Annotated in this window: 23 protein-coding genes; 5 read left to right on the top strand and 18 right to left on the bottom strand. The window is 64.3% G+C overall.

Annotated features, from left to right (window positions below):
* The first annotated feature begins 9 nt into the window (after positions 1-9).
* Positions 10-1,029, top strand: coding sequence for a class 1 fructose-bisphosphatase (locus AC6CIE_RS12765; RefSeq protein WP_175124626.1), 1,020 nt, complete (start codon positions 10-12; stop codon positions 1,027-1,029).
* Between the two features lie 91 nt (positions 1,030-1,120).
* Here AC6CIE_RS12765 and AC6CIE_RS12760 read toward each other — a convergent pair whose 3' ends face one another.
* The 4 genes from AC6CIE_RS12760 to alaC form a co-directional block, all read right to left on the bottom strand.
* A complete protein-coding gene (locus AC6CIE_RS12760; RefSeq protein WP_056567306.1) occupies positions 1,121-1,342 on the bottom strand; it encodes a YgdI/YgdR family lipoprotein in 222 nt (73 codons plus the stop codon).
* A gap of 177 nt (positions 1,343-1,519) precedes the next feature.
* Positions 1,520-2,929: a threonine synthase gene (thrC, locus tag AC6CIE_RS12755; RefSeq protein ID WP_218345094.1), complete on the bottom strand. Its 1,410-nt coding sequence runs from the start codon at positions 2,927-2,929 to the stop codon at positions 1,520-1,522.
* Positions 2,930-2,980: 51 nt separating this feature from the next.
* On the bottom strand, positions 2,981-4,285 hold the full coding sequence (locus tag AC6CIE_RS12750; RefSeq protein ID WP_175138809.1) for a homoserine dehydrogenase: 1,305 nt from the start codon (positions 4,283-4,285) through the stop codon (positions 2,981-2,983).
* A 169-nt stretch (positions 4,286-4,454) separates the two neighbouring features.
* On the bottom strand, positions 4,455-5,642 hold the full coding sequence (gene alaC / locus AC6CIE_RS12745) for an alanine transaminase (protein WP_056567313.1): 1,188 nt from the start codon (positions 5,640-5,642) through the stop codon (positions 4,455-4,457).
* A gap of 235 nt (positions 5,643-5,877) precedes the next feature.
* On the opposite strand from alaC, the gene AC6CIE_RS12740 reads away from it, so the two are divergent.
* From AC6CIE_RS12740 to AC6CIE_RS12730, 3 genes are read left to right on the top strand one after another with little or no spacing between them, the layout of a single operon-like run.
* A complete protein-coding gene (locus AC6CIE_RS12740) occupies positions 5,878-6,339 on the top strand; it encodes an Mth938-like domain-containing protein (RefSeq protein ID WP_218345095.1) in 462 nt (153 codons plus the stop codon).
* The gene (locus AC6CIE_RS12735; protein WP_056567320.1) at positions 6,336-6,800 is read left to right on the top strand and encodes a peroxiredoxin; all 465 of its coding nucleotides are present in this window, start codon (positions 6,336-6,338) and stop codon (positions 6,798-6,800) included. Before AC6CIE_RS12740 ends, AC6CIE_RS12735 begins: the two co-directional genes overlap by 4 nt.
* A 55-nt stretch (positions 6,801-6,855) precedes the next feature.
* Complete coding sequence (locus tag AC6CIE_RS12730) at positions 6,856-8,559, top strand: PhoH family protein (RefSeq protein WP_175124629.1); 1,704 nt, start codon at positions 6,856-6,858, stop codon at positions 8,557-8,559.
* Between the two features lie 68 nt (positions 8,560-8,627).
* On the opposite strand, the gene AC6CIE_RS12725 is transcribed toward AC6CIE_RS12730, so the two are convergent.
* The 14 genes from AC6CIE_RS12725 to metE all read right to left on the bottom strand — a co-directional run bounded on the left by AC6CIE_RS12725 (position 8,628) and on the right by metE (position 22,149).
* On the bottom strand, positions 8,628-8,759 hold the full coding sequence (locus AC6CIE_RS12725) for an entericidin A/B family lipoprotein (RefSeq protein ID WP_056567326.1): 132 nt from the start codon (positions 8,757-8,759) through the stop codon (positions 8,628-8,630).
* Between the two features lie 38 nt (positions 8,760-8,797).
* Entirely contained in the window at positions 8,798-9,493 is a 696-nt protein-coding gene (locus AC6CIE_RS12720; RefSeq protein WP_128827800.1) for a fumarylacetoacetate hydrolase family protein, read from the bottom strand.
* A gap of 290 nt (positions 9,494-9,783) precedes the next feature.
* On the bottom strand, positions 9,784-10,314 hold the full coding sequence (ppa, locus tag AC6CIE_RS12715; protein ID WP_175124630.1) for an inorganic diphosphatase: 531 nt from the start codon (positions 10,312-10,314) through the stop codon (positions 9,784-9,786).
* Positions 10,315-10,343: 29 nt separating this feature from the next.
* Positions 10,344-11,981: a heme biosynthesis HemY N-terminal domain-containing protein gene (locus tag AC6CIE_RS12710; RefSeq protein ID WP_175124631.1), complete on the bottom strand. Its 1,638-nt coding sequence runs from the start codon at positions 11,979-11,981 to the stop codon at positions 10,344-10,346.
* A gap of 4 nt (positions 11,982-11,985) precedes the next feature.
* Positions 11,986-13,176, bottom strand: a complete 1,191-nt coding sequence (locus AC6CIE_RS12705) for a uroporphyrinogen-III C-methyltransferase (protein ID WP_175124632.1) — start codon at positions 13,174-13,176, stop codon at positions 11,986-11,988.
* Between the two features lie 37 nt (positions 13,177-13,213).
* Positions 13,214-14,032 (bottom strand): uroporphyrinogen-III synthase, encoded by an 819-nt coding sequence (locus tag AC6CIE_RS12700; protein WP_175124633.1) that lies wholly within the window; start codon positions 14,030-14,032, stop codon positions 13,214-13,216.
* Complete coding sequence (gene hemC / locus AC6CIE_RS12695) at positions 14,032-14,973, bottom strand: hydroxymethylbilane synthase (RefSeq protein WP_239212383.1); 942 nt, start codon at positions 14,971-14,973, stop codon at positions 14,032-14,034. The genes AC6CIE_RS12700 and hemC overlap by 1 nt, the downstream gene beginning before the upstream one ends.
* Before the next feature lie 9 nt (positions 14,974-14,982).
* Positions 14,983-15,105, bottom strand: coding sequence for a hypothetical protein (locus AC6CIE_RS12690; RefSeq protein ID WP_255357201.1), 123 nt, complete (start codon positions 15,103-15,105; stop codon positions 14,983-14,985).
* Positions 15,092-15,811 carry a TerC family protein gene (locus AC6CIE_RS12685; protein WP_056322555.1) on the bottom strand — a complete coding sequence of 240 codons (720 nt, stop codon included), beginning with the start codon at positions 15,809-15,811 and terminating at the stop codon, positions 15,092-15,094. The genes AC6CIE_RS12690 and AC6CIE_RS12685 overlap by 14 nt, the downstream gene beginning before the upstream one ends.
* 114 nt (positions 15,812-15,925) lie before the next feature.
* The gene (locus AC6CIE_RS12680; RefSeq protein WP_498092328.1) at positions 15,926-16,624 is read right to left on the bottom strand and encodes a TerC family protein; all 699 of its coding nucleotides are present in this window, start codon (positions 16,622-16,624) and stop codon (positions 15,926-15,928) included.
* 264 nt (positions 16,625-16,888) lie between these two features.
* Positions 16,889-17,770 carry a succinate--CoA ligase subunit alpha gene (sucD, locus tag AC6CIE_RS12675; RefSeq protein WP_056567350.1) on the bottom strand — a complete coding sequence of 294 codons (882 nt, stop codon included), beginning with the start codon at positions 17,768-17,770 and terminating at the stop codon, positions 16,889-16,891.
* Positions 17,771-17,791: 21 nt separating this feature from the next.
* Positions 17,792-18,952 (bottom strand): ADP-forming succinate--CoA ligase subunit beta, encoded by a 1,161-nt coding sequence (gene sucC, locus AC6CIE_RS12670; RefSeq protein ID WP_056567354.1) that lies wholly within the window; start codon positions 18,950-18,952, stop codon positions 17,792-17,794.
* 10 nt (positions 18,953-18,962) lie between these two features.
* Complete coding sequence (locus tag AC6CIE_RS12665) at positions 18,963-19,565, bottom strand: DUF2889 domain-containing protein (RefSeq protein WP_175124635.1); 603 nt, start codon at positions 19,563-19,565, stop codon at positions 18,963-18,965.
* A gap of 286 nt (positions 19,566-19,851) precedes the next feature.
* Complete coding sequence (gene metE, locus AC6CIE_RS12660; protein WP_498092327.1) at positions 19,852-22,149, bottom strand: 5-methyltetrahydropteroyltriglutamate--homocysteine S-methyltransferase; 2,298 nt, start codon at positions 22,147-22,149, stop codon at positions 19,852-19,854.
* A gap of 184 nt (positions 22,150-22,333) precedes the next feature.
* Here metE and AC6CIE_RS12655 point away from each other — a divergent pair, with 184 nt between their 5' ends.
* Positions 22,334-23,251 carry a LysR family transcriptional regulator gene (locus AC6CIE_RS12655; protein ID WP_175138779.1) on the top strand — a complete coding sequence of 306 codons (918 nt, stop codon included), beginning with the start codon at positions 22,334-22,336 and terminating at the stop codon, positions 23,249-23,251.
* Positions 23,252-23,296 lie beyond the last annotated feature (45 nt).

The following is a 23,296-nucleotide window of genomic DNA, read 5'->3' as shown; positions in this document are numbered from 1 at the left end:
GAGATCCTTTTGAAACGTAAAACACTGACTCAATACCTGGTGGAGCAGCAACGCTCCGCCCAAGCCCTGGCGCCGGAAGTCCGGCTGCTCATCGAAGTGGTGGCGCGCGCCTGCAAGGCCATCAGCCATGCGGTCAGCAAGGGCGCGCTGGGCGGCGTGCTTGGCAGCCTGGAAAGCGAAAACGTCCAGGGCGAAGTCCAGAAGAAGCTGGACGTGCTGTCCAACGAGATCCTGCTAGAAGCCAACGAATGGGGCGGCCACCTGGCGGCCATGGCCTCGGAAGAAATGGAAACCATCCATCTGATCCCGAACCGCTACCCCAAGGGCGAATACCTGCTGCTGTTTGATCCCCTGGATGGCTCGTCGAACATCGACGTGAACGTCTCCATCGGCACCATCTTTTCGGTGCTGCACGCGCCGCATGATGTGTCGGGCGCCCCCGTCTGCGAAGACGACTTCCTGCAGCCGGGCAACAAGCAGGTGGTGGCCGGCTACGCCGTCTACGGTCCCCAGACGATGCTGGTGCTGACCATCGGCAACGGCGTCGTGGGCTTCACGCTGGATCGCGAAATGGGATCGTGGGTGCTGACGCACGAGAACATCCGCGTGCCGGAAGACACCAAGGAATTCGCCATCAACATGTCGAACATGCGGCACTGGGCCCCGCCGGTCAAGCGCTACATCGACGACTGCCTGGCTGGCTCCACCGGCCCGTTGGGCAAGGATTTCAACATGCGCTGGATCGCCTCGATGGTGGCGGACGTGCATCGCATCCTGACCCGCGGCGGCATCTTCATGTACCCGTGGGACGCGCGCGAACCCGGCAAGGCCGGCAAGCTGCGCCTGATGTACGAAGCCAACCCCATGAGCTTCCTGATCGAACAGGCGGGCGGCGCGGCCATCAACGGCACGCAGCGCATCATGGACATCCAGCCTGAAAAGCTGCACCAGCGCGTGAGCGTGATCCTGGGTTCCAAGAACGAAGTCGAACGCGTGGGCCGCTACCACGCCGAGGACGCGGGCAAGTAAACAGCGTCCGTTCGTCGCGCAGCAAAACAAAAGCCCCGGCCATGACAGCCGGGGCTTTTGCTTGGTGCAGACACTAAAGAGTCAGGCTGGCTTACTTGACCTCTTCGATCGACTTCACGTCGTCCTTGTTGATCTGAACCTTCTTGCCGTTCTGTTCGTATTCATACATGCCCGACTTCTTGTCGTATTCGGGCTCGTCGGGCGCTACGGTCGAAGATCCGTCGCGTTGGTTGATAACCGAAGGCGACGAGCATCCGGCCAGTACTCCAACGCCGGTCATCACCAGGGCCAACGTCATGGTCTTCAGGTTCATGGTCGTGTTCTCCGAGTGTTGAATAGTGATTTCACTCTAGCCGAATCGACCCCTAAAATCGTGTCGGGTTGTGCGCAAAATGCTTAAGAACGTAATCGGACCCGGCCCCAATAAAGAAAAACCCCTCTAAGGGCGCGCCTGAGAGGGGTTGCAACCGTATACAAGCGGCAAGCGTGCTTACACCTTGGCGTGCGCCTCGATGAAACGGCGTACGGACGCTTCGTCGCAGTCCATCACTTCGACGCGCTGCGGCAGCGATTCAAGATCGGCGAGGTTGCCGGGCGGCGTCGCGGGACGGCCAAGCGCTTCCTCGATGGTCTCGGAGAACTTGGCCGGCAGCGCGGTTTCCAGCACGAGCATGGGAATGCCCGGCTCGACGAATTCGCGCGCGACCTTCACGCCATCCGCGGTGTGCGGGTCAACCAGCACGCCAGTAGCGTCGTACAAGGCGCGAATCGTCGCCAGACGGTCCACATGCGAGCTGGCGCCCGACACGAAGCCATACTGCGACTCGAACTGATCCTTCATGTCGGACAGATCGAACGCGCCATCCCGCGGCAGCGCCGTCCACAGCGCCTTCACGCGATCGGTATCGCGGCCCACCAGATCGAACACGAAGCGCTCGAAGTTGGAGGCGCGCGAGATATCCATCGACGGGCTGGAGGTGGCGTACGTCTGCTCGGCGGGACGCGGACGATACACGCCGGTACGGAAAAACTCTTCCAGCACGTTGTTCTCGTTCGTGGCGAGCACGAGGCGGCGGATCGGCAAGCCCATGCGGCGGGCAATGTGACCCGACAGGATGTTGCCGAAGTTGCCCGACGGCACGGCAAAGGACACTTGCTGTCCGGCGCGTTCGGTGGCGCGCAGCCAGCCGTGGAAGTAGTAGACGACCTGGGCGGCAATGCGCGCCCAGTTGATCGAGTTCACGGCGCCCAGGCGATACCGGTTCTTGAAGTCCAGGTCGCCGGCCAGCGACTTGACGATGTCTTGCGCCTGGTCGAACACGCCGCGCACGGCGATGTTGTGGATGTTCTCGTCTTGCAGCGAATACATCTGCGCGCGCTGGAAGGCGCTCATGCGGCCGTGCGGCGACAGCATGAACACCGCCACGCCCTTCTTGCCGCGAAGCGCGTATTCCGCCGCCGAGCCCGTGTCGCCGGAGGTGGCGCCCACGATGTTCAGCGTGGTGCCGCGCTTTTCCAGCACGTATTCGAAAACCTGGCCAAGAAACTGCATGGCCATGTCCTTGAACGCCAGCGTCGGCCCTTCCGACAAGCCCAGCAACGACAGCCCGCCGTCGAGCGGACGCAGCGGCACGATGTCCTCGCTGCTGAAGATTTGCGGCGTGTAGGCGGCGCGAGTCAGACGGCGCAGGTCGTCCGCAGGAATGTCCGTGGCGAACAGCGACAGCACTTCGAATGCCAGGTCGGCATACGACAGGCCGCGCCAGGATTCCAGCGTTTCAGCGGAGACCTGGGGCAGCGTCTGCGGCACGGCCAGCCCGCCGTCGGGCGCCAGGCCTTCGAGCAGGATGTCGGAGAATTCGAGCGGGGCCATGCCCCCGCGCGTCGAGATGTATTTCATATCAATGGCTCCTCGATGGGCCGGACTCCCTGGCGAGGGAGCCAGGCTTCATCAGGTCAGGTTCTCCACGCGCAGACGCGTCACCTTGGACCGCACGAACGGCAGCGACTCGATGCGCTCGATGGCCTGGTTGACGTTGCCTTCCATGGCCTCGTGCGTGAGGAAGATGATGTCCGCGCCGCCGATGTGCGACGGTTGCTGGATCATCGAACCGATGGAAATGCCGCGGTCGGCCAGGATGCGGGCGATGTCCGCCAACACGCCCGGCTGATCGTCGACGCGCAGGCGCAAGTAGTAGGACGTGCTGACCTGTTCAATCGGCAGGATGGGCGTGTCCGACATGGCGTCCGGCTGGAAGGCCAGATGCGGCACGCGGTTGCCCGGATCGGCGGTGTGCAGGCGCGTGACGTCGACCAGGTCGGCCACGACGGCCGAGGCGGTGGGCTCTTCGCCCGCGCCCTGCCCGTAATACAGCGTGGGGCCGACGGCGTCGCCCTTGACCAGCACCGCGTTCATCGCGCCTTCGACGTTGGCCAGCAGACGCTCGGACGGCACCAGCGCCGGGTGCACGCGCAGTTCGATGCCGTCGGGGCGGCGCTTGGTGATGCCAAGCAGTTTGATGCGGTAACCCAGACGCTCGGCGTGCTCGATGTCTTCGGCTGCCAGTTGCGAGATGCCTTCGATGTGGGCGCGGTCGAACTGCACGGGCACGCCGAATGCCAGCGAGGCAAGCAGCGTGAGCTTGTGCGCGGCGTCCACGCCTTCCACGTCGAACGTGGGATCGGCTTCGGCGTAACCCAGGCGCTGGGCTTCGGCCAGCACGTCGGCGAACGGCAGGCCGCGCGAACGCATTTCGGACAGGATGAAATTGGTGGTGCCGTTGATGATGCCGGCCACCCACTGGATGCGGTTGGCGGTCAGGCCTTCGCGGATCGCCTTGATGATGGGGATGCCACCGGCGACGGCGGCTTCAAAGTTCACCATCACGCCGCGCTCAGAGGCGGCGGCGAAGATCTCGTTGCCATGCTTGGCCAGCAGCGCCTTGTTGGCCGTGACCACATGCTTGCCGTTGGCGATGGCTTCCAGCACCAGCTCGCGGGCCAGCGTGTCGCCGCCGATGAGCTCGACGACGATGTCGATCTCAGGATCGCGCACCAGCGCGTGACCGTCCGTATCAACCACGATGGAATCGCCCACGCGGGCGCGGGCCTTTTCCACGTCGCGCACGGCGGCGCGGACGACTTCAATGCGGCGGCCGGCGCGGCGCGCGATTTCCTCGGCGTTGCGGGACAGCACGGTCCACGTGCCGCCGCCAACCACGCCAAGACCCAGCAGACCCACCTTCATGGGTTTCATCGCGCCGCCCTCTGCGGGCGGGCGTTGAGGGGAATTCATTTCACTTCTCCATAATCCTGTGCATGAAGCTGTTGCCACCCGATCGCGATGCCGCGGATCCGGCTCCGCCGGTCCGCAGGCATGCCCCTTCAGAGGGGGAAGCGCGCAGCGCTGCGGGGGTGGGCACCCATCACTTCAGCAGACCGTCCTTGCGGAACATATCTTTGATGCCGCGCACCGCCTGGCGGGTACGCTGCTCGTTTTCGATAAGAGCGAAGCGCACGTATTCGTCGCCATACTCGCCGAAGCCGATCCCGGGGGACACGGCCACTTTCGCATCCGACAGGACACGCTTGGCAAATTCCAAAGAGCCCATCGCCCGGTAGGGTTCGGGGATCTGCGCCCAGATGTACATGGACGCCTTGGGAATTTCCACATTCCAACCTGCTTCATGCAGGCCGCGCACGAGCACGTCGCGGCGGCTTTGATACTGCGCCACGATTTCGTTCACGCAGTCCTGCGGACCGTCCAGCGCGGCGATGGACGCCACCTGGATCGGCGTGAACGTACCGTAGTCGTGATAGCTCTTGATGCGCGCGAGCGCGTTCACGAGCTCGCGGTTGCCGACCATGTAGCCGATGCGCCAGCCTGCCATGTTGTAGCTCTTGCTCATCGTGAAGAACTCGACGGCGACGTCGCGCGCGCCGGGCACCTGCATGATGGACGGGGCCACGTAGCCGTCGAACGTGATGTCGGCGTAGGCCAGATCATGCACGACGAGGATGTCGTGTTCCTTGGCCAGCGCGACCACGCGCTCGAAGAACGACAGGTCGACGCACTGCGCGGTCGGGTTGCTGGGAAAGCCCAGCACCATCATCTTGGGCTTCGGGATGGATTCGCGCACGGCGCGTTCCAGTTCCTCGAAGAAGTCCACGCCCGGCGTCATGCGCACGGAACGGATGTTGGCGCCGGCGATGACGGCGCCATAGATGTGGATCGGGTAGCTGGGATTGGGCACCAGCACGGTGTCGCCGCGGTCCAGCGTGGCCAGCATCAGGTGGGCCAGGCCTTCCTTGGAACCGATGGTGACGATGGCTTCGGAGTCCGGATCGAACTCGACCGCGTAGCGGCGCTGATACCAGTCACAGATCGCCTTGCGCAGACGCGGGATGCCCTTGGACACCGAGTAGCCGTGGGTGGTGGGACGGCTGGTCGCCTCGACCATCTTGTCGACGATGTGCTTGGGCGTCGCCCCATCCGGATTGCCCATCGACATGTCGATGATGTCTTCGCCACGCCGACGCGCCGCCATCTTGAGCTCGCCGGTAATGTTGAAAACGTACGGGGGCAAACGCTCGATGCGAGAGAACTTCCTCATGATGGGAATCCTTAGGGGCGAAAAAGGCAAAAAGACCAGGGCGCGGTCGCGCGAAGGGGAAAGGGGGCTTAGAACCGCGCCAGCACACGATTGCAGCGCAGCAAAACCCTGTAATCTAGCGCAACGACGCCTGAGGGGCAAATGGGAAAAAAAAGCCCCTTTTCCCTCGTGGATACGTTGCAACATGCGCCGTGTCCGATGCGCTATTATCAAGCACGTATAGCCGGAGTTTTTATTGAAGCTGCATACCGATCCTGCGACGGCCGCTCTTAACACTGTCACCGCTTACGGCGATGGCTATATCGAGGTCAACCAGGTACGTTTTTCCTCCTCGGTCGCTTTCGGCCCCGAAGGCGAAGTGACCATCTGGCCCGTTGAGTCGCCGGCCGACATTACCTCCTCCCTCTTGCTCCAGGCAGCCGGATTGTCCGAGCCCGCCCGCAATCCCCTGGATTTTCTGGATGCCCCGGAAGCCGCGCCCAGCCGGCCGGCCAACGCGCCCGAAGTCCTGCTGGTGGGCACCGGCGGCAAGCAGCTGTTCCTGCGCCCTGAAGTATTGCGTCCCCTTTTGGCCGTGGGCATTGGCGTGGAAACGATGGACACCCACGCCGCCTCGCGCACCTACAACATCCTGATGGCTGAGGGACGGCGCGTGGTCGTCGCCCTCATCCCGCCCAATGGAGCTACCAGTCAATGACGCCGAGCATAGGCAAACCCGCCCCGCTGTTCACCGCCGAAAGCACGATAGGCCCCATCAGCCTTGAACAATGCCAGGGGCGGGCCGTGATCCTGTATTTCTACCCCAAGGACAACACGCCCGGCTGCACCACCGAAAGCCAGGATTTCCGCGATCTGCATGGCGACTTCCTGTCGGCCAGTGCGATCGTGATCGGCATCTCGCGCGACTCCCTGAAGTCGCACGAGAATTTCAAGGCCAAGTACGAGCTTCCTTTCCCTCTCATCTCCGACGCCGACGAAACCGTCTGCAACCTGTTCGGCGTCATCAAGCAGAAGAACATGTATGGAAAGCAGGTGCGCGGCATCGAACGCAGCACCTTCTTGATCGACGCCTATGGCGTGCTGGTGCAGGAGTGGCGCGGGGTGAAGGTCCCGAACCACGCGAAGGAAGTCCTGCAAGCCGCCAAGAGCATCGGTTAGCCGCACAGGAAACCCGTCAGGCGCTATAGCCGGCCCAAACAGGAGAGTGACGCATATGCCGCTTCCGAAGTTGCCTACCCGCCCCGCAGCCATCCTGACCTTCCCCTCGGGCGAATCCGCCCGGGCGCAGGCCCGCACGACCAAGACTGCCGCTGCGCGGTCCAACACCCAGGCTGCCCTCGCCGACGACGAGGACGAGCTGCTGGTCCAGCCAGAACTTGATGGCCTGGCGGCGCCGGCGCGCAAGGCCCACACGCCGTCCCCTGCCCACGAAACGCCACCGCCCGCCCCGGCCGCGCCCGCCGCCCGCGCCCCAGCGCGCCAGGCCAAGGCCACGCCCGCGCCGGCCAAGCGCAGCAAGGCGCGCGCCGAAAACGCCCCGCGCAAGTTGTTCGTGCTGGACACGAACGTGCTGCTGCACGACCCCAGCTCGCTGTTCCGCTTTGAAGAACACGACATCTTCCTGCCGATGATGACGCTGGAAGAACTGGATCACCAGAAGAAGGGCATGTCCGAGGTGGCGCGCAATGCGCGTCAGGTCAGCCGTTCGCTGGACTCGCTGGTGCAGGACGCCACACACCTTGACGAAGGGCTGGAACTGGCAAAGCTGGGCAACAAGGACGCCACCGGCCGTCTGATGTTCCAGACGACCGCCATCCACAGCACCCTGCCCTCGGACCTGCCGATGGGCAAGGCCGACAACCAGATCCTGGGCGTGGTGCGCGCCCTGCAGGAAAAGTACCCGCAGCGCGAGGTCGTGCTGGTGTCCAAGGACATCAACATGCGCCTGAAGGCGCGCGCGCTGGGCATGGCCGCCGAAGACTACTTCAACGACCACGTCCTTGAAGACTCGGACCTGATGTATTCGGGCGTGATGCAGTTGCCTGAAGACTTCTGGAACAAGCACGGCAAGGACGTCGAATCCTGGCAGCAGGGCGGCACCACCTTCTACCGCATTCACGGCCCGCTGTGTTCGCAGTTCGTCGTCAATCAGTTCGTCTACTTTGAAGGCCAGATGCCGCTGTATGCGCAGGTACGCGAAGTCAGCGGCAAGATGGCGGTGCTGGCCACCCTGCGCGACTACACCCACGGCAAGAACAATGTCTGGGGCATCACGGCGCGCAACCGCGAGCAGAACTTCGCCATGAACCTGCTGATGAACCCGGAATGCGACTTCGTGTCGCTGCTGGGCCAGGCGGGCACCGGCAAGACGCTGCTGGCCTTGGCGGCGGGCATCACGCAGGTGCTCGAAACCAAGCGCTATACCGAGATCATCATGACGCGCGTCACGGTGCCTGTCGGTGAAGACATCGGTTTCCTGCCTGGCACCGAAGAGGAAAAGATGCTGCCCTGGATGGGCGCGCTGGAAGACAACCTCGACGTGCTGAACATGGGTGATGGCGAAGGCAACGGGGACTGGGGCCGCGCGGCTACCATGGACCTCATCCGCTCGCGCATCAAGGTGAAGTCCCTGAACTTCATGCGTGGCCGCACCTTCCTGAACAAGTACCTCATCATTGACGAAGCGCAGAACCTGACGCCCAAGCAGATGAAGACGCTGGTCACCCGCGCGGGTCCCGGCACCAAGGTGATCTGCCTGGGCAACGTCGCCCAGATCGACACCCCCTACCTGACCGAAGGCAGCTCCGGCCTGACGTTCGTGGTCGACCGCTTCAAGGGCTGGCCGCACTCTGGCCACGTCACGTTGCAACGCGGCGAACGTTCGCGTCTGGCCGACTACGCGGGCGACGTGCTGTAGTTCTTCTTCGCGCGCAACAAAAAAGCCCCTTGATTGCTCAAGGGGCTTTTTTTACCGCCGCGCGCCGATTATTTGTCGGCGGCGTTGGTGATGGCATTGCCCGCCCGGGACACATCCTTGCCCATGCCGGCAACGGTATTGCAACCGGCCAGCACGAAGCCGAATACGACAAAGGCAGTCAGCACAAACTTGCCGCGCATGCTCTAACTCCAAAATGAAAAGATGAAAGCGCCTATGCTCAGGCGATCTGCACGCGCAGTTCGCCCAGGCCTTCGACGCCGCCAGTGATCACGTCACCTTGGCGCACGGCGCCCACGCCTTCAGGCGTACCGGTGAAGATGATGTCGCCGGGCTGCAGTTCAAACAGGCCCGACAGATAAGAAATGCTTTCCGGAATGTTCCACAGCATCTGCGAAATGTCGCTGGATTGCTTGCGCTCGCCGTTGACGTCCAGCCAGATGGCGCCCTTGTCGAGCGTGCCGACCACGCTGCGCGGGTGGATGGGACCCAGCGGCGCGGACTGGTCGAACGCCTTGCCGATTTCCCAGGGACGGCCCTGCTTCTTCATTTCGCCTTGCAGGTCACGGCGGGTCATGTCCAGACCCAGCGCATAGCCCCACACGCATTCGTTGGCCTGATCGACGGGGATGTCGCGGCCGCCCTTGCCCAGCACCACGACCAGCTCCATTTCGTAGTGCAGGTTGGACGTCTTGGGTGGGTACGGCATCTTGCCGGTTTCGCCATCGGCCACGAACAGCACCGCGTCGGCGGGCTTGCAGAAGAAGAACGGATCTTCACGGCCGGTGAAACCCATTTCCTTGGCGTGTTCGGCGTAATTGCGGCCGACGCAATACACGCGGCGCACGGGGAACAGCGCGGCGCTGCCGGCAACGGGAACCGCGACGGGCGGCTGGGGAGGCAAAACGTAGTCCATGAGCTATCAACCTATGACAAATACGTGACCGGAAAAACCGGGAAAAATATTACCCCGACGCGCGCGCGCTTGGCTTGCCCTGTGACCCCGCGATGGGGCGGTGTTGTTGTTGGGCGGCCGGGCGTTTGAAAAAGCACTCGCGAGTGTAGCCCTTTCTGCGGCCAAAGCGAGTGCCGGATGGATCGGAAGCCCACAAGACAACGGCGCGGCTGCGACTGGCCGCAGCCGTCGCGGCCGCGCCGCAGGAAAGTGCCAGCCAGCGCGATGATGCCGGCTGGCCGATAGCCCGATCAGCCCTTGGTGTAGCGCTCGGCGCTGCGCACGATTTCCTCGTGTGCGGCGTCCACGCCCTTCCAGCCCTTGACCTTGACCCACTTGCCCTTTTCCAGGTCCTTGTAGTGCTCGAAGAAGTGCTGGATGCGGGAGATGTCTTCCGTCGGCAGATCTTCGTAGGACTTGATATTGCGGTACGGGGGGTACAGCTTTTCGATCGGCACGGCCAGCAGCTTGGCGTCGCCGCCCGACTCGTCGTCCATTTCCAGCACGCCGATGGCGCGGCAGCGCACGACGGCGCCGATCTGGATCGGGAACGGCGTCAGGACCAGCACGTCGGCGGGGTCACCGTCTTCGGACAGGGTCTGGGGGATGTAGCCGTAGTTGCACGGGTAGTGCATGGCCGTCAGCATGAAGCGGTCAACGAAGATCGCACCGGAATCCTTGTCGACCTCGTACTTCACCGGGTCGGCGTTCATGGGGATTTCGATGATGACGTTGAAGTCTTCGGGCAGCTTCTTGCCAGGGGAGACGCGATCAAGACTCATGGTTCAACCTTGTTTGTCTGAAAAGATATTCAAATCGAGCCGTCGTCCTTGAACGGCGGCTTGGTGGTCGGCACGGGCGCCGCGGGCGGCGCCGGCTTGGCGGCGGGCGCAGCGGGCGCCGGCATTGGCGCGTAGGTGGGCACCGGCTCGTCGAAAGCGGCAGCCGGGATCGGCGCGCTGTCGAAGTATTCATCAATGTCGGACGTGCCGCGTGCCAGCGGCGCATCTTCGGGCGCGAGGGCGCGGTCGTGCTGTGCCTTGCTGACGCGCGCGTCCGGGTCCAGCACGTAGTCCGAGGCCGACGCGGCGACGGGCGCTGCCGCGGCACCGGCGGGCAAGGCCGGGTAATCGCCGCCGACGTCCGTGTCGCTGTCGGTGTCCGACAGGCCGACGGCATAGCCGCCTTCGGCGTCCACGCGGTAGGGATCCGAACCGGTGTCCGCGGCGGGAAGCGCTGCATCCGAGGCCAGCACGGGCAGAGCCATGCTGGCGGCCGTCGCCAGGCGCCAGTGGCGCACAGCGTCGACCGGGCGATCCAGGCGATCGTAGAGACTGCCCAGCAATGCATGCGTTTGCGCATCGCTGCGTCGCGCGAGGCTGCGCAGCAGATAGCGTTCGGCCTGGCCCCAAAGCTGGCCGTTCAGGCACAGCATGCCCAGCGCAGTCAGCAGGTCGGGATCGGTAGGACGTTGATGCAGCCAGGTTTCGGCCTTGGCCAGGCGGCGCGACACGTGTTCGGCGTCGCAGCGGGCGTAGGCCGCCACCAGGGCGGGATTGAACTTGACGGCGATGGCCGACTCCAGCACACGGGCGGCTTCGTTGGGTTCGCCAGCGGCTTCGAAAGCCGCCGCGCCCGCCAGGGCGATTTCAGGCAGCAGGCGCTCTTCGGCCTTGAGGTCTTTCCAGATGGGGCGCCAGGCATCCTGGCCTGCCGCAGCCCGCAGGCGCGCGGCGCCGGCCGCGTCGATCAGCACGTCGGCTTCAGGGCGGCCCAATGCATTGCGGCGCAGAAGACCGCGCGCCAGCGTGAATACCTGCTCCTGGTGATTCAAGGCCGTATGTGCGCGCAGCAGCAGGCGCATGGTGTGCAGATGGCGCGCGCCACCGTCGGCCAGTGGCCCCAGCACGGTCAAGGCCCGCTCGGCGCGGCCCTGATCCAGCAGCATATCGGCGGAAACCGTGGCCGTGGCTTCAAGCAGGCCGGGATCCGTGCCGGCCTGTTCCTGCGCGTTGGCAAGCAGGCGATCGCGCCGGTCGAATTCACCGAGGCCATGCGCGGCACGGGCGGCCGACAGCGCGGCCAGGACGCGGCGCGTACGGACCTTGGTCTGGTCCAGAAGCTTCGTCAGGTCTTTTTCGGCATGGGAATAGCGGCCTTCGAGAAGACCAATCCAGCCACGTTCCAGCAATTCATGGTCGCGCGCCTGGGCACGCTTGCCGCGCCAGGCCCGGACGCGATCGGGAATGGCGAGCAGCCATGCCAGCAGGCGCAGGCCGACATACAGGATGATGAACGTCGCGACGATGAGCAGGACGGCGAGCGTCAGCGACATCTCGATGCGCCACGGCCACACCAGAAGCAGCACGTTGCCCGAATGCGAGCGCAGAACCACCGCCAAGGCGACGGCGACGACGGCGAGCAGCAGGGTCCAGAACCAGGTACGCATGAGCTCAGTCCTGCTCGCTGGTCTTGAAGCCCGCGGCGCGCAAGGCCGCGACGGCATTCAGGCTGTCCGCCACGTCCGGCATGCGCACGGCGATGTCGGTCTGGGCCAGCTCGCGCGCGAGGGTTTGCGCGGCGACGGTGTCGGGCGAACGGCCATCGAAGTATTTGGACAGCGTCGAACCGACGTTATCGAGCTCGCTCTTCCAGACGGACGGCTGGCGCATCAGCATTGCCAATTGCGCCGTCAGCAGCCGCTGGCGCAGCGTGCCGCGCACCTGATCGGCTTGCTCGGGCGACAACAACAGCGCGGCGGGTTCATCCACGCGCTGGATGGTGATGAGTCCGCCAAGTTCATGGGCCAGCGCGGAGCCCGCGCGGCCAGGCCACGAGGCGACTTCGGCGCGCCAGCGCTGCCACCAGGGCGCGTCGGCGGGGAGCCCTGCCTGCGGATCAACGACGGGGGCCGGCGCGGGAGGCTGGGCCTGGCCTACCGGCGCCACGCCGGGCGACACGGTGTCCGGCACCAGCAGCGGCGCCTTGCCGATCAGCGCGACCAGGCGCTCGATGCGGCCCGACTGGGCGGGGATATCGACGGTGGACACGGCGCGCAGGCGGTCCAGGTCGCCGTTGATCGATTGCTGCAGGCTGGAGAAACGCGGACGGTCGGCGCGCGCAAGGCGCGATTGGGCGGTTTCCAGCGCAACGATCGCGTTGGAGACATTGCCCGCCAGACGCAATTGCTGGTTGGCGATCGTCAGCAGACGCTCGACGTCGTTGGCCAGCAGTTCATCGCTGGCGCTGTCGTTGAAGTTCTGCCAAGCCTGCTGCAGGGCGTTGTACTGGCTTTGCGTCTCGCGCAGCGTGTCTTCGAGTTCGGCGACGCGGCCCGACTGCGCCTGCGCCAGAGCGAGGGCTTCGCGGGTGTCCTTGCGGGCTTGCGCGACGTCGGCGCCGAGCGTATCCAGGCGCGTTGCGACTTCGCGGCCGGCGGAGACGAACTGGGTGCGTTGCTTCCACAGCGCATAACCCAGGCCAACGGCCAGCAGGATGACGATTATCAGGGCGGTGACCAAGGGGCCACTGCCGCGCTTGGCCGGACGGGCCTTGACGGAGTCGGCCGGGGCCGATGCGGACGCACTTGCGTCCGGGGCGGCCGGATGAACGGCCGAATCGGTAGCGGGAGTCTTATCTGTCATGACGCGATTGTATTCGGTGTCAGTCCGAACCAACGAATCAAGCAGCAACAAAAGCCTGGAATATCGACTCGTCGTTCGGCACGCAGATTTTTACCATCGCCGCTCCGGACGCGCCATGACAGGACGGTGGCAGGCGGCGCACCAGCGAGGGGTGCGTGATCACAAAGCGGCAGCGCAGCCACCAGTCAGTCAGACCTGCTGCGTGAAGCTGATTCTGGACGGCGTCTGCACCCTCCCCGCTGGTGAGCAGCCAAGTGGCAGAGACGTCCGCTTCGGCCCAGCGCCGCAGTGCGCCAAGCTGGTCAGAGGTCCAGTCAGCCGCGCGCCGCTGGTAGGCGGCGTGACGCGTTACGTGGACGCCATGGGCCTCGAGTTTGTCGCCGAGCCAATCGCGTCCCTGGGTGCCACGCACCACCAGCACGCGCGCGGGCAGCGTAGGCTGGGCCTCGAGCACTCGCCACAGCGCCTCGGAATCGTGGGTGGGTGCGGACTCGTCCGGATGCAGAACTGTTGTATTCGCGCCAAAAAAGCCCGTCTCGCGCAGCGCCTGTGCGCTGGCGGGCCCGACCGTGGCCGCGGCCACGCCCGCGGGCCAATCGGCGGCGCCTTCAGCCTGGGAAAGCTGGTTCAGGTACTGGCGGGCCGCATTGCCGCTGACGAACACGACGAGGTCGAACGCCGAAGGCCGGGGCAGGTCTTCGGATGCGACGGAGATGGGATGGATTTCAAGCGCGGGCAGGATGCAAGGCTGCCAACCGGCGCCCTGCAGGCGGCCAGCCAGCGCTTCGTTGCGCCCCGCGGGCCGCGTCAGGATGGCGATGCGCGGCCCTTCGGCGGCTGCAAACGCCGGATCCATCAGTGCGGCTCGTTGTGCAGGAGTTCGCGGAGGATCGCCGCGGCGCCCGCGTCCAGCAATTCGGAGGCGGCGGCTTCGCCGATGGCTTCGGCCTGATCCACCGGACCGGTGTGCGTGGCGTGAACGATGCGGGTGCCGTCGGGCGACGCGACCAGCGCGCGCAGCGACAGTGTGTCGCCGGCGATCTGGGCAAACGCGGCCAGAGGAACCTGGCAGGAGCCGCCCAGCTTGCGAGACACAGCGCGCTCCGCGAGCACGCAGGCGGTGGTATCTGCGCTGACCAGCGGCGCGAGCCACGCACGCATGTCGTCGCGATCGTCGCGGATTTCGATGCCAAGAGCGCCCTGCCCTGCGGCCGGCAGGCTGTCGGCCGGGTCGAGCAGGCTGCGAATGCGCTCGCCCATGCCAAGACGTTCCAGACCCGCCGCCGCCAGCACGATAGCGGCGTAGTCGCCTTTGTCGAGCTTGCCGAGGCGCGTATCCAGGTTGCCGCGCAGGGGCTTGACCACCAGGGCGGGAAACCGGGCACGGATCTGGGATTCGCGGCGCAGACTGGACGTGCCGACCACGGCGCCCGCGGGCAAGTCCGCCAGCGAGGCATACCGGTTGGACACGAAGGCATCGCGCGGATCCGCGCGATCGAGGACGGCGCAAAGCTCGAACGGGGCTTGCAGATCCACCGGCACGTCCTTGAGGGAGTGGACGGCGAGATCGGCGCGCCCGTCGAGCAGCGCGTTTTCGAGTTCCTTGACGAACAGACCCTTGCCGCCCACCTTGGACAGCGTGCGGTCGAGGATCTGGTCGCCTCGGGTCGTCAGGGTAAGAAGTTCAACTGCGCACGCTGGGTACAGCGTGCGCAGCCGATCGCGCACATGCTCGGCTTGCCACAGGGCAAGCCGGCTGGCGCGGGTCGCAATGACCAGACGTTGCGGCAGAGACACGTGATGCCATCAAACGAAGTTGGAGACGATGATCGTCGCGACTACGCCGAGGATGGCCAGCACGAACAGACCCTGAAGAAGGCTCAGGCCCGATTCGGATTGCTGGGGATCGGTGGATCTACGCAGACTCATGTGCTGATTCCTTGGAAGCGTTCTTGCGGCTTGCAAGCCACCGTCCAAGGACAACAACGAGCAAGGCGCCAATAATTTCAGCGGCGATTTTAACCGTAGTCGGCTGAACGCCAAATTGACGCTCGACAATAACATCGGTGACCAGCATGCCGCCGGCGATCCAGCCCAACAGGCCCGCGCCGAAGGTGACGACCAGCGGATAGCGGTCAATGAGCTTGAGCACCAGCGTGCTGCCCCAGATGATGATCGGCACACTGACGACCAGGCCGAAGATGACCAGACCCAGCTGATGGTCGGCATGCGCATTCTGCGCGGCGCCGGCGATGGCGATCACGTTGTCCAGGCTCATCACGAAGTCAGCGATGATGATGGTCTTGATGGCCGCGACGATGGATGTGCCGCCCTTGATGTCGCCATGCGCATCGTCTTCGGGAACCAGAAGCTTGACGCCGATCCAGACGAGCAGCAGCGCGCCCACGACCTTCAGGAACGGGATGTTCAGAAGCTGCATTGCGAAGGCGATCAGCACGACGCGCAGAATGATTGCCCCTGCGGTGCCCCACAAAATGCCTTGCATCCGTTGCTTGGGCGCCAGGTTGCGACACGCCAGCGCGATCACGACAGCGTTATCGCCGCCAAGCAGGATGTCGATAAGGATGATTTGAAATACCGCTGCCCAACTCAGCGTCTGAAAAAACTCAAGCACTTTGAACCCCCGAAGGCATTTATGAAAAGAATGGCCGGTCCCGGCCCGGCCGCCCTGCCGCGCGCCTTCGCGCGGCAGGTTTATTTAGAAAAACATATTATTGTAGTTCAGCTTTCAGTCAGCTTTCTGGCGCATCAGTAAAACTTTACCAATCAGCAGCACCAGCACTGCACCGAGTGCGCCCGACATCAGCGCGAAGCTATGCTGCGTCACACCCAGCGCGGCGTCAATACGCGCAACGGGCTCTTGCAAAGCCGGATCGCCCACCAGCAGTTCGCCCGCGATGAAGCCCAACAACGCCGCGCCGACCCAGACAATGAGCGGGAAACGTTCGATGACCTTCAGGAGCAGCGTGCTGCCAAAGATGACCAGGGGAATACTGATGGCCAGGCCGAGCACCAGCAACGTCGTATCGCCCATTGCCGCGGCAGCGACGGCCACCACGTTGTCCAGGCTCATGACCAGGTCGGCGATCATGATGGTGCGGATGGCGGTGAAAAGATTGCCCTGCGTCTTGCCGGCGCCGTCTTCTTCGCCTTCCGGCAGCAGCAGCGTCACGCCGATGTAGATCAGAAGCACTGCGCCGATCAGCTTGAGCCACGGCAGCAGCAGCAACTTGGCCGCCACGAGCGTCAGCACGATACGCATGATGATCGCAGCGGCGGAACCGACCACGATCGCTTTTTTCTGTTGTGCCGGAGGCAGTGAACGCGCCGCCAGCGCAATAACCACGGCGTTGTCGCCTGATAGCAGAATGTTGACCCAAATGATCTGGAGCAACGCGATCCAGAATGCCGCTGAACTGAGTTCCATGCCTCTCTTTCCTAGGTGTGATCCCCCTAGGAGAAAACCAAATTAATGGATGAATTTGAACGGAGAAACGTACTGACCGTCTTGGTGCGAGCCCGACGGCATTCTTGCTGGTACGCGCAAAATTTCTTTCATTATAGTTTCGTTCAGCTTTCCGTATGATTGCCCCGACCGCTTCCTGGACGCGGGATTACCCTAAGAAATCACCAAAAAGATGGACGAAAAAAAGCCCGCCGAAGCGGGCTTTTTATTGCGCAATGCTGAGACTTACAGCACCGACTTGAGCAGCTTGCCCATTTCGGAGGGGTTGCGCGTGGTGCGGATGCCGCAGGCTTCCATGACTTCCAGCTTGGCGTCGGCCGTGTCGGCGCCGCCGGAGATCAGCGCGCCGGCGTGGCCCATGCGCTTTCCGGGAGGGGCGGTGACGCCAGCGATGAAGCCGACGACCGGCTTCTTCATGTTGTCCTTGGCCCACTGCGCGGCGTTGACTTCGTCCGGACCGCCGATTTCGCCGATCATGATGACGGCGTCGGTGTCGGGATCGTCATTGAACAGCTTGAGCACGTCGACGTGCTTCAGGCCGTTGATGGGGTCGCCACCGATACCGACAGCGCTGGATTGGCCCAGGCCCAGTTCGGTGACTTGCGCCACGGCTTCGTACGTCAGGGTGCCCGAACGGCTGACGATGCCGATGCGGCCCTTGCGGTGGATGTGACCGGGCATGATGCCGATCTTGATTTCGTCCGGGGTGATCAGGCCGGGGCAGTTCGGGCCCAGCAGCAGCGTCTTGCTGCCCTTGGCCTTCATGCGGTTCTTGACTTCGAGCATGTCGCGGACCGGGATGCCTTCGGTGATGCAGATGACCAGTTCCAGCTCGGCTTCGACGGCTTCCCAGATGGCGGCAGCGGCGCCGGCGGGCGGCACGTAGATGACCGACACGGTGGCGCCGGTGTCAGCCTTGGCGTCCTTGACCGATGCGAAGATCGGCACGCCTTCGAAGTCTTCACCCGCCTTCTTGGGGTTCACGCCGGCCACAAAGGCGGCCTTGCCATTGGCGTACTCACGGCACATGCGGGTGTGGAACTGGCCCGTCTTGCCCGTGATGCCCTGGGTGATGACCTTGGTGTCCTTGTTGATCAGAATCGACATTGTGAATCCTTGATTTTCTCTTTACTTGACGGCGGCTACGACGCGGGTGGCAGCTTCGGCCATCGTGTCGGCGCTGATGATGGGCAGACCCGATTCAGCCAGCATCTTCTTGCCGAGCTCTTCGTTGGTGCCCTTCATGCGGACGACCAGCGGCACGTTCAGGTTGACGGCCTTGCAAGCAGCGATCACGCCTTCGGCGATGACGTCGCAGCGCATGATGCCGCCGAAGATGTTGACCAGGATGGCCTTGACGCTCTTGTTGGCCAGCATGATCTTGAAGGCTTCGGTGACCTTCTCGGCCGTGGCGCCGCCACCGACGTCCAGGAAGTTGGCCGGCTCGCCGCCGAACAGCTTGATGGTGTCCATCGTGGCCATGGCCAGGCCGGCGCCGTTCACCAGGCAGCCGATGTTGCCGTCAAGCTGGATGTAGGCCAGGTCGAACTTGCTGGCTTCGATTTCAGCGGGATCTTCTTCGTCCAGGTCGCGGTAGGCGACGATTTCCGGGTGACGGAACAGGGCGTTGGAGTCGAAGTTGAACTTGGCGTCCAGGGCGATGATGTTGCCCTTGCTGTCGCGGTTCAGGGGGTTGATTTCGACCAGGGAGGCGTCGGTGTCCATGTAGCACTTGTAGAGCTTCTGGAACACGTCAACGGCCTGGGCGGTCGAGTCGGCGGGCAGGCCGATCGCGTTGGCGATCTTGGTGGCTTGCTCGGCGGACAGGCCGGTCAGCGGGTCGATGTATTCGGTGATGATCTTTTCGGGCGTGGAGTGAGCCACTTCCTCGATGTCCATGCCGCCTTCGCTGGAAGCGATGAAAGCGACATTCTGCGTGGCGCGGTCGGTGACCAGCGACACGTAGTATTCCTTCTGGATGTCGGCGCCGTCTTCGATGTACAGGCGGCGGACCTTCTGGCCTTCGGGGCCGGTCTGGTGCGTGATGAGCTGCATGCCCAGGATTTCGGAGGCCAGCTTGCGGACGTCGTCCAGCGAGCGGGCCAGCTTGACGCCGCCGCCCTTGCCGCGGCCACCCGCGTGGATTTGTGCCTTGACGACCCAAACCGGTCCACCCAGCTTTTCAGCGGCAGCCACGGCCTCGTCGACGGAAAGAGCGGGGATCCCGCGCGGCACGGGGACGCCAAATTGCTTCAGCAGTTCCTTGCCTTGATACTCGTGGATTTTCATGTGTTACCTGTCAGGACGTATGAGAAAAAGAAGGTGAATCGGAGGACGACTCGGCCGATGCCTCAGCGCTACCCCCGGTGTACCACTCGGGATAATGCTCAGCCACCACAGGGCCGCCAGTGCTGAGCGCATGGCAGCCGTCCAGTTGGAATGGACGCCGGTTCGGGTTGGGTTCCTGCCGCCGGCGGTTGGCCATCGTCTGGACCGCCGCGGTGGGAAGCACCTGCGACAGTTCGGTCATGTGCGTACAGCCTTCCACATGCCCGAACCGCTCTTTGACCTGGCGACGGAACCCCTTGAGCAGGTTCATGCCGATCAGGTCAGTGTACGCCGGCTCGATGGCCTTGCAATGCTCGCCGTAAGGCGCCGCGTCATAGACGGCCTGAGCCGCCACGATCGAGAATTGTTCGTCGATGGTGATGCGCAGGTGCATATGGTGGATGGGTTGCCCCGCCTTGAACATCTCGCCGTCGCGCTTGGGAAAATCGTACGCCTTGACGTCGATAAGCTCGGCTTCCAGGTCCCAGTTGCCGTCGTCGCGCGCGTACGACTGCACACGTATGGAACGCGTATGCAGCGGCTGACGAGGACAATCCGGCGGTGGCAAGGGCATGCGTGGGGCCTGCGGGGCAGAGACGGCCAGCGCGTAATGGTGCGCGGCAACAAAACCTTCAAAGTATAGCGCAGGCGGCTTGCCGCAATCGTATTAATTGGCCGGGGGATGGCCCGCTATCCCACACGCTGGCATGCGCGGCGGCACCGGCACGCGCGGGGCTGGCGCCAGATCGGCCCTGGATTCGCTGTCGGCGGACGGCAAAAAACCCGGCGCGCGGGAGGGGCACGGCCGGGTTGGCGGATGCGGCGCCCCGGCGCCCGCGCGCCGGGGACGGACCATGGCTTCAGGCCGCGTCGCGCAGCGCGCGGGCCGCCTGGACCATGCCGATCAGTGCCGCCTCGGTTTCCGGCCAGGCACGCGTCTTCAGGCCGCAATCGGGGTTCACCCACAGGCGCTCCTTGGGCAGGCGCGCGGCAGCCTTGTTCATCAGGTCCACCATCCAGTCCACCTCGGGCACGTTGGGCGAGTGGATGTCGTACACACCGGGGCCGATGTCGTTCGGGTAACGGAAATCCTCGAACGCCTTGAGCAGTTCCATATTGGACCGCGACGTTTCGATCGTGATCACGTCAGCGTCCATGGCCGCGATGGATTCGATGATGTCGTTGAACTCCGAATAGCACATATGGGTGTGGATCTGCGTCTCGTCGCGCACGCCGGCGGTCGACAGGCGGAAGCAGTCCACGGCCCAGTCCAGGTACGCCTGCCAGTCGGCGCGGCGCAGCGGCAGGCCTTCGCGGATGGCGGGCTCGTCGATCTGGATGACGTTGATGCCGGCCGCTTCCAGGTCCACGACCTCGTCGCGCAGGGCCAGCGCAAGCTGGCGGCAGGTCTGTTCGCGCGGCTGGTCATCGCGCACGAACGACCATTGCAGGATGGTGACCGGGCCCGTCAGCATGCCCTTGACCGGCTTATCGGTCAGCGACTGCGCGTAGGACGACCAGCCGACCGTCATGGGCGCGGGGCGCGCCACGTCGCCGAAGATGATCGGCGGTTTCACGCAGCGCGAGCCGTAGCTCTGCACCCAGCCGTTCTTCGTGAAGGCAAAGCCGGCCAGCAGCTCGCCGAAATACTCCACCATGTCGTTGCGCTCGGGCTCGCCGTGCACCAGTACGTCCAGGCCCACTTTTTCCTGGAAGCGGATGACTTCCTCGATCTCCTTGCGGATGGCGGCTTCGTACGCGGAATCCGTCAGGGCGCCGGCCTTCCAGTCGCGGCGCAGCGCGCGGATTTCGGCGGTTTGCGGGAACGAGCCGATGGTCGTGGTGGGATAGGCGGGCAGCCCCAGCTGCTGCTGTTGGCGCGCGATGCGGCCGGCGAACGGCGCGCGGTCGCGCGACACGCCCGGGGCGGCAGCCATGCGCTGGGCCACGGCCGGATTGTGAATGCGCACCGAAGCGCGTCGCGCGGCCAGTGCAGCGCGTTGCGTGGCCAGCCCGTCCTGCACGGTCGGGTCCGTGGCGCTGTCGAGCGCGCGGCCCAGCAGGCTCAGCTCATCCAGCTTCTGGGCGGCAAAGGACAGCCAGCTCTTGAGTTCGGCGTCCAGATCCGTTTCGTTTTCCAGGTCGACCGGCACGTGCAGCAACGAGCAAGACGGCGCCAGCCACAGGCGGTCGCCCAATTGACGCGCGACCGGAGCCAGCGTGGCGATGGCGGCGTCCAGGTCGGTGCGCCAGATGTTGCGGCCATTGATGATGCCCGCGGACAGCACCTGCCCGTCATTCAGGCCGGCGACCACCGCGGCCAGCTGCTCCGGCGCGCGCACCAGATCCACGTGCAAACCGGCCACCGGCAAGGCCTGCGCCGTCGGCAGGTTGTCCTTCAGACCGTCGAAGTAGGTCGCGACGAGCAGCTTGACCGGGTTGGCGGACAGCGTTTCGTAAACCTGTTTGAACGCGTCGCGCCAGGCTTGCGGCAGATCGAGCGCCAGGATGGGCTCGTCGATCTGCACCCACTCGACGCCCAGCTTGGCAAAGCGCGTCAACACGTCCTGATAGACCGGCAGCAGCGCCGTCAGAAGCTGCAGCTTGCCGGCATCGGCGGGACCGTCGGCGAATGCGTCGCCCTTGCCCAGGAACAGCCAGGTCAGCGGGCCGGGAATGACCGGCTTGACCTGCAGACCCTGCGCCTGCGCTTCCTTGACCTGTTCAAACAGGGTGTCGCGGGCAACGCGGAAGGTCTGGCCGGGCACCAGCTCGGGGACGATGTAGTGGTAGTTGGTATCGAACCACTTCGTCATTTCGCAGGCGGCGGCGGGCTTGCCCGACGGCGCGCGTCCGCGGCCCATGCGAAAGAGCGTGTCCAGCGAGACCGGCTCATTGTCCTTCTGACCGAAGCGCGCGGGCACCGCGCCGAGCAGGGTCGTCCATTCGAGGATCTGGTCGTACCACGCGAAATCGCCCACGGGCACAAGCTTGACGCCCGCCGCCGCCTGAAGGCGCCAATGGCGGGCGCGCAGTTCGCGGCCCGTTTCCTCCAATGCTGCGGCGGTTTGCTTGCCGGCCCAATAGCCTTCAACGGCCCGCTTGAGCTCGCGTTGGGCGCCAATGCGGGGGAATCCCAAATTATGAATCGTAGTCATGTGAACTCGCCATCCCACAAAATTTGTTCAAGTGACGAGCATTCTGACGCCAAATCAAAATGAATCAAAATCAATGTCTACATTCATAAGATGAAGAAACCTCATAGAATGTCGGCTTGGTCCCGGGAAGCTAGATTCGTCGCCGGGATGCCCTTGTAGTTTCGTCTTGTATGAAGCCGCCCCGATGCTGGAAATTCGCCACCTTGAAACACTGACCGCCATCCGTGACGGCGGCAGCCTGCAGGAAGCTGCAGAGCGCCTGCACCTGACTCAATCGGCGCTGTCGCATCAATTGCGGGACCTGGAAACCCGGCTGGGTACGCCCCTGTTGAATCGCCGCACGCGGCCGGCCCGGCTGACGACGGCGGGCTTGCGGGTACTGGCGCTGGCCGACGAGGTCTTGCCGCGCATCCGCGCCACGGAGCGCGATTTGCAGCGCCTGGCTGCAGGACGCACCGGCCGGCTGCACCTGGCGATCGACTGCCATTCCTGCTTTCAGTGGCTGATGCCGGCGCTGGACGCCTTCCGCGTGCAATGGCCGGATGTGGCGCTGGACCTGTCCGCGGCGTTCTCCTTCGCCCCCCTGCCCGCGCTGGTGCGCGGCGACCTGGACCTGGTCATCACGTCGGACCCGCAGCCGCTGGACGCAGTGGACTACCTGCCGCTATTCAAATATGAACTGGTGCTGGCCGTGTCCGAATCCAACCCGCTTGCCGGCAACAAATTCGTCATGCCGGAGCAGTTGGCGGACCAGACGCTGATCACCTATCCGGTGGACAAGCAGCGCCTGGACGTCTTTACCGCCTTCCTGGACCCGGCGGACGTGGAGCCGGCCGCCATCCGCAAGGCCGAGCTGACGCCGATCATTGCGCAACTGGTGGCGAGCAATCGCGGCGTGGCAGCCCTGCCCAATTGGGCGCTGACGGAATACATGAATCAGGGATGGCTGCGGCTTTGCCGCCTGGGCCCGCAAGGCGTGTGGCGCACGCTGTATGCGACGGTGCGCAGCGAAGACACGGACGCCTCTTACATCGATGAATTTCTGACCATTACCCGCGACGTCTGCTTCAAGACGCTGTCGGGCATCAAGTCGGCGAAGTGATCACGTAAGGGACAGCGGCGACTGCAGCGGCGCCGGCTGGGCCGA

The sequence above is a fragment of the Achromobacter sp. GQ309 genome (assembly GCF_059759315.1).
Note: the sequence above shows the minus strand (reverse complement) of the source record. Positions and strands in the feature narration are given on the sequence as shown.

Coding starts and splice junctions, on each gene's coding strand:
- AC6CIE_RS12760 (WP_056567306.1), bottom strand. CDS start 1,342: ATGAACCTGAAGACCATGACGTTGGCCCTGGTGATGACCGGCGTTGGA.
- thrC (WP_218345094.1), bottom strand. CDS start 2,929: ATGAAATACATCTCGACGCGCGGGGGCATGGCCCCGCTCGAATTCTCC.
- AC6CIE_RS12750 (WP_175138809.1), bottom strand. CDS start 4,285: ATGAAACCCATGAAGGTGGGTCTGCTGGGTCTTGGCGTGGTTGGCGGC.
- alaC (WP_056567313.1), bottom strand. CDS start 5,642: ATGAGGAAGTTCTCTCGCATCGAGCGTTTGCCCCCGTACGTTTTCAAC.
- AC6CIE_RS12735 (WP_056567320.1), top strand. CDS start 6,336: ATGACGCCGAGCATAGGCAAACCCGCCCCGCTGTTCACCGCCGAAAGC.
- AC6CIE_RS12730 (WP_175124629.1), top strand. CDS start 6,856: ATGCCGCTTCCGAAGTTGCCTACCCGCCCCGCAGCCATCCTGACCTTC.
- AC6CIE_RS12725 (WP_056567326.1), bottom strand. CDS start 8,759: ATGCGCGGCAAGTTTGTGCTGACTGCCTTTGTCGTATTCGGCTTCGTG.
- AC6CIE_RS12720 (WP_128827800.1), bottom strand. CDS start 9,493: ATGGACTACGTTTTGCCTCCCCAGCCGCCCGTCGCGGTTCCCGTTGCC.
- ppa (WP_175124630.1), bottom strand. CDS start 10,314: ATGAGTCTTGATCGCGTCTCCCCTGGCAAGAAGCTGCCCGAAGACTTC.
- AC6CIE_RS12710 (WP_175124631.1), bottom strand. CDS start 11,981: ATGCGTACCTGGTTCTGGACCCTGCTGCTCGCCGTCGTCGCCGTCGCC.
- AC6CIE_RS12705 (WP_175124632.1), bottom strand. CDS start 13,176: ATGACAGATAAGACTCCCGCTACCGATTCGGCCGTTCATCCGGCCGCC.
- AC6CIE_RS12700 (WP_175124633.1), bottom strand. CDS start 14,032: ATGGATCCGGCGTTTGCAGCCGCCGAAGGGCCGCGCATCGCCATCCTG.
- AC6CIE_RS12690 (WP_255357201.1), bottom strand. CDS start 15,105: ATGAGTCTGCGTAGATCCACCGATCCCCAGCAATCCGAATCGGGCCTG.
- AC6CIE_RS12680 (WP_498092328.1), bottom strand. CDS start 16,624: ATGGAACTCAGTTCAGCGGCATTCTGGATCGCGTTGCTCCAGATCATT.
- sucD (WP_056567350.1), bottom strand. CDS start 17,770: ATGTCGATTCTGATCAACAAGGACACCAAGGTCATCACCCAGGGCATC.
- sucC (WP_056567354.1), bottom strand. CDS start 18,952: ATGAAAATCCACGAGTATCAAGGCAAGGAACTGCTGAAGCAATTTGGC.
- AC6CIE_RS12665 (WP_175124635.1), bottom strand. CDS start 19,565: ATGCCCTTGCCACCGCCGGATTGTCCTCGTCAGCCGCTGCATACGCGT.
- metE (WP_498092327.1), bottom strand. CDS start 22,149: ATGACTACGATTCATAATTTGGGATTCCCCCGCATTGGCGCCCAACGC.
- AC6CIE_RS12655 (WP_175138779.1), top strand. CDS start 22,334: ATGCTGGAAATTCGCCACCTTGAAACACTGACCGCCATCCGTGACGGC.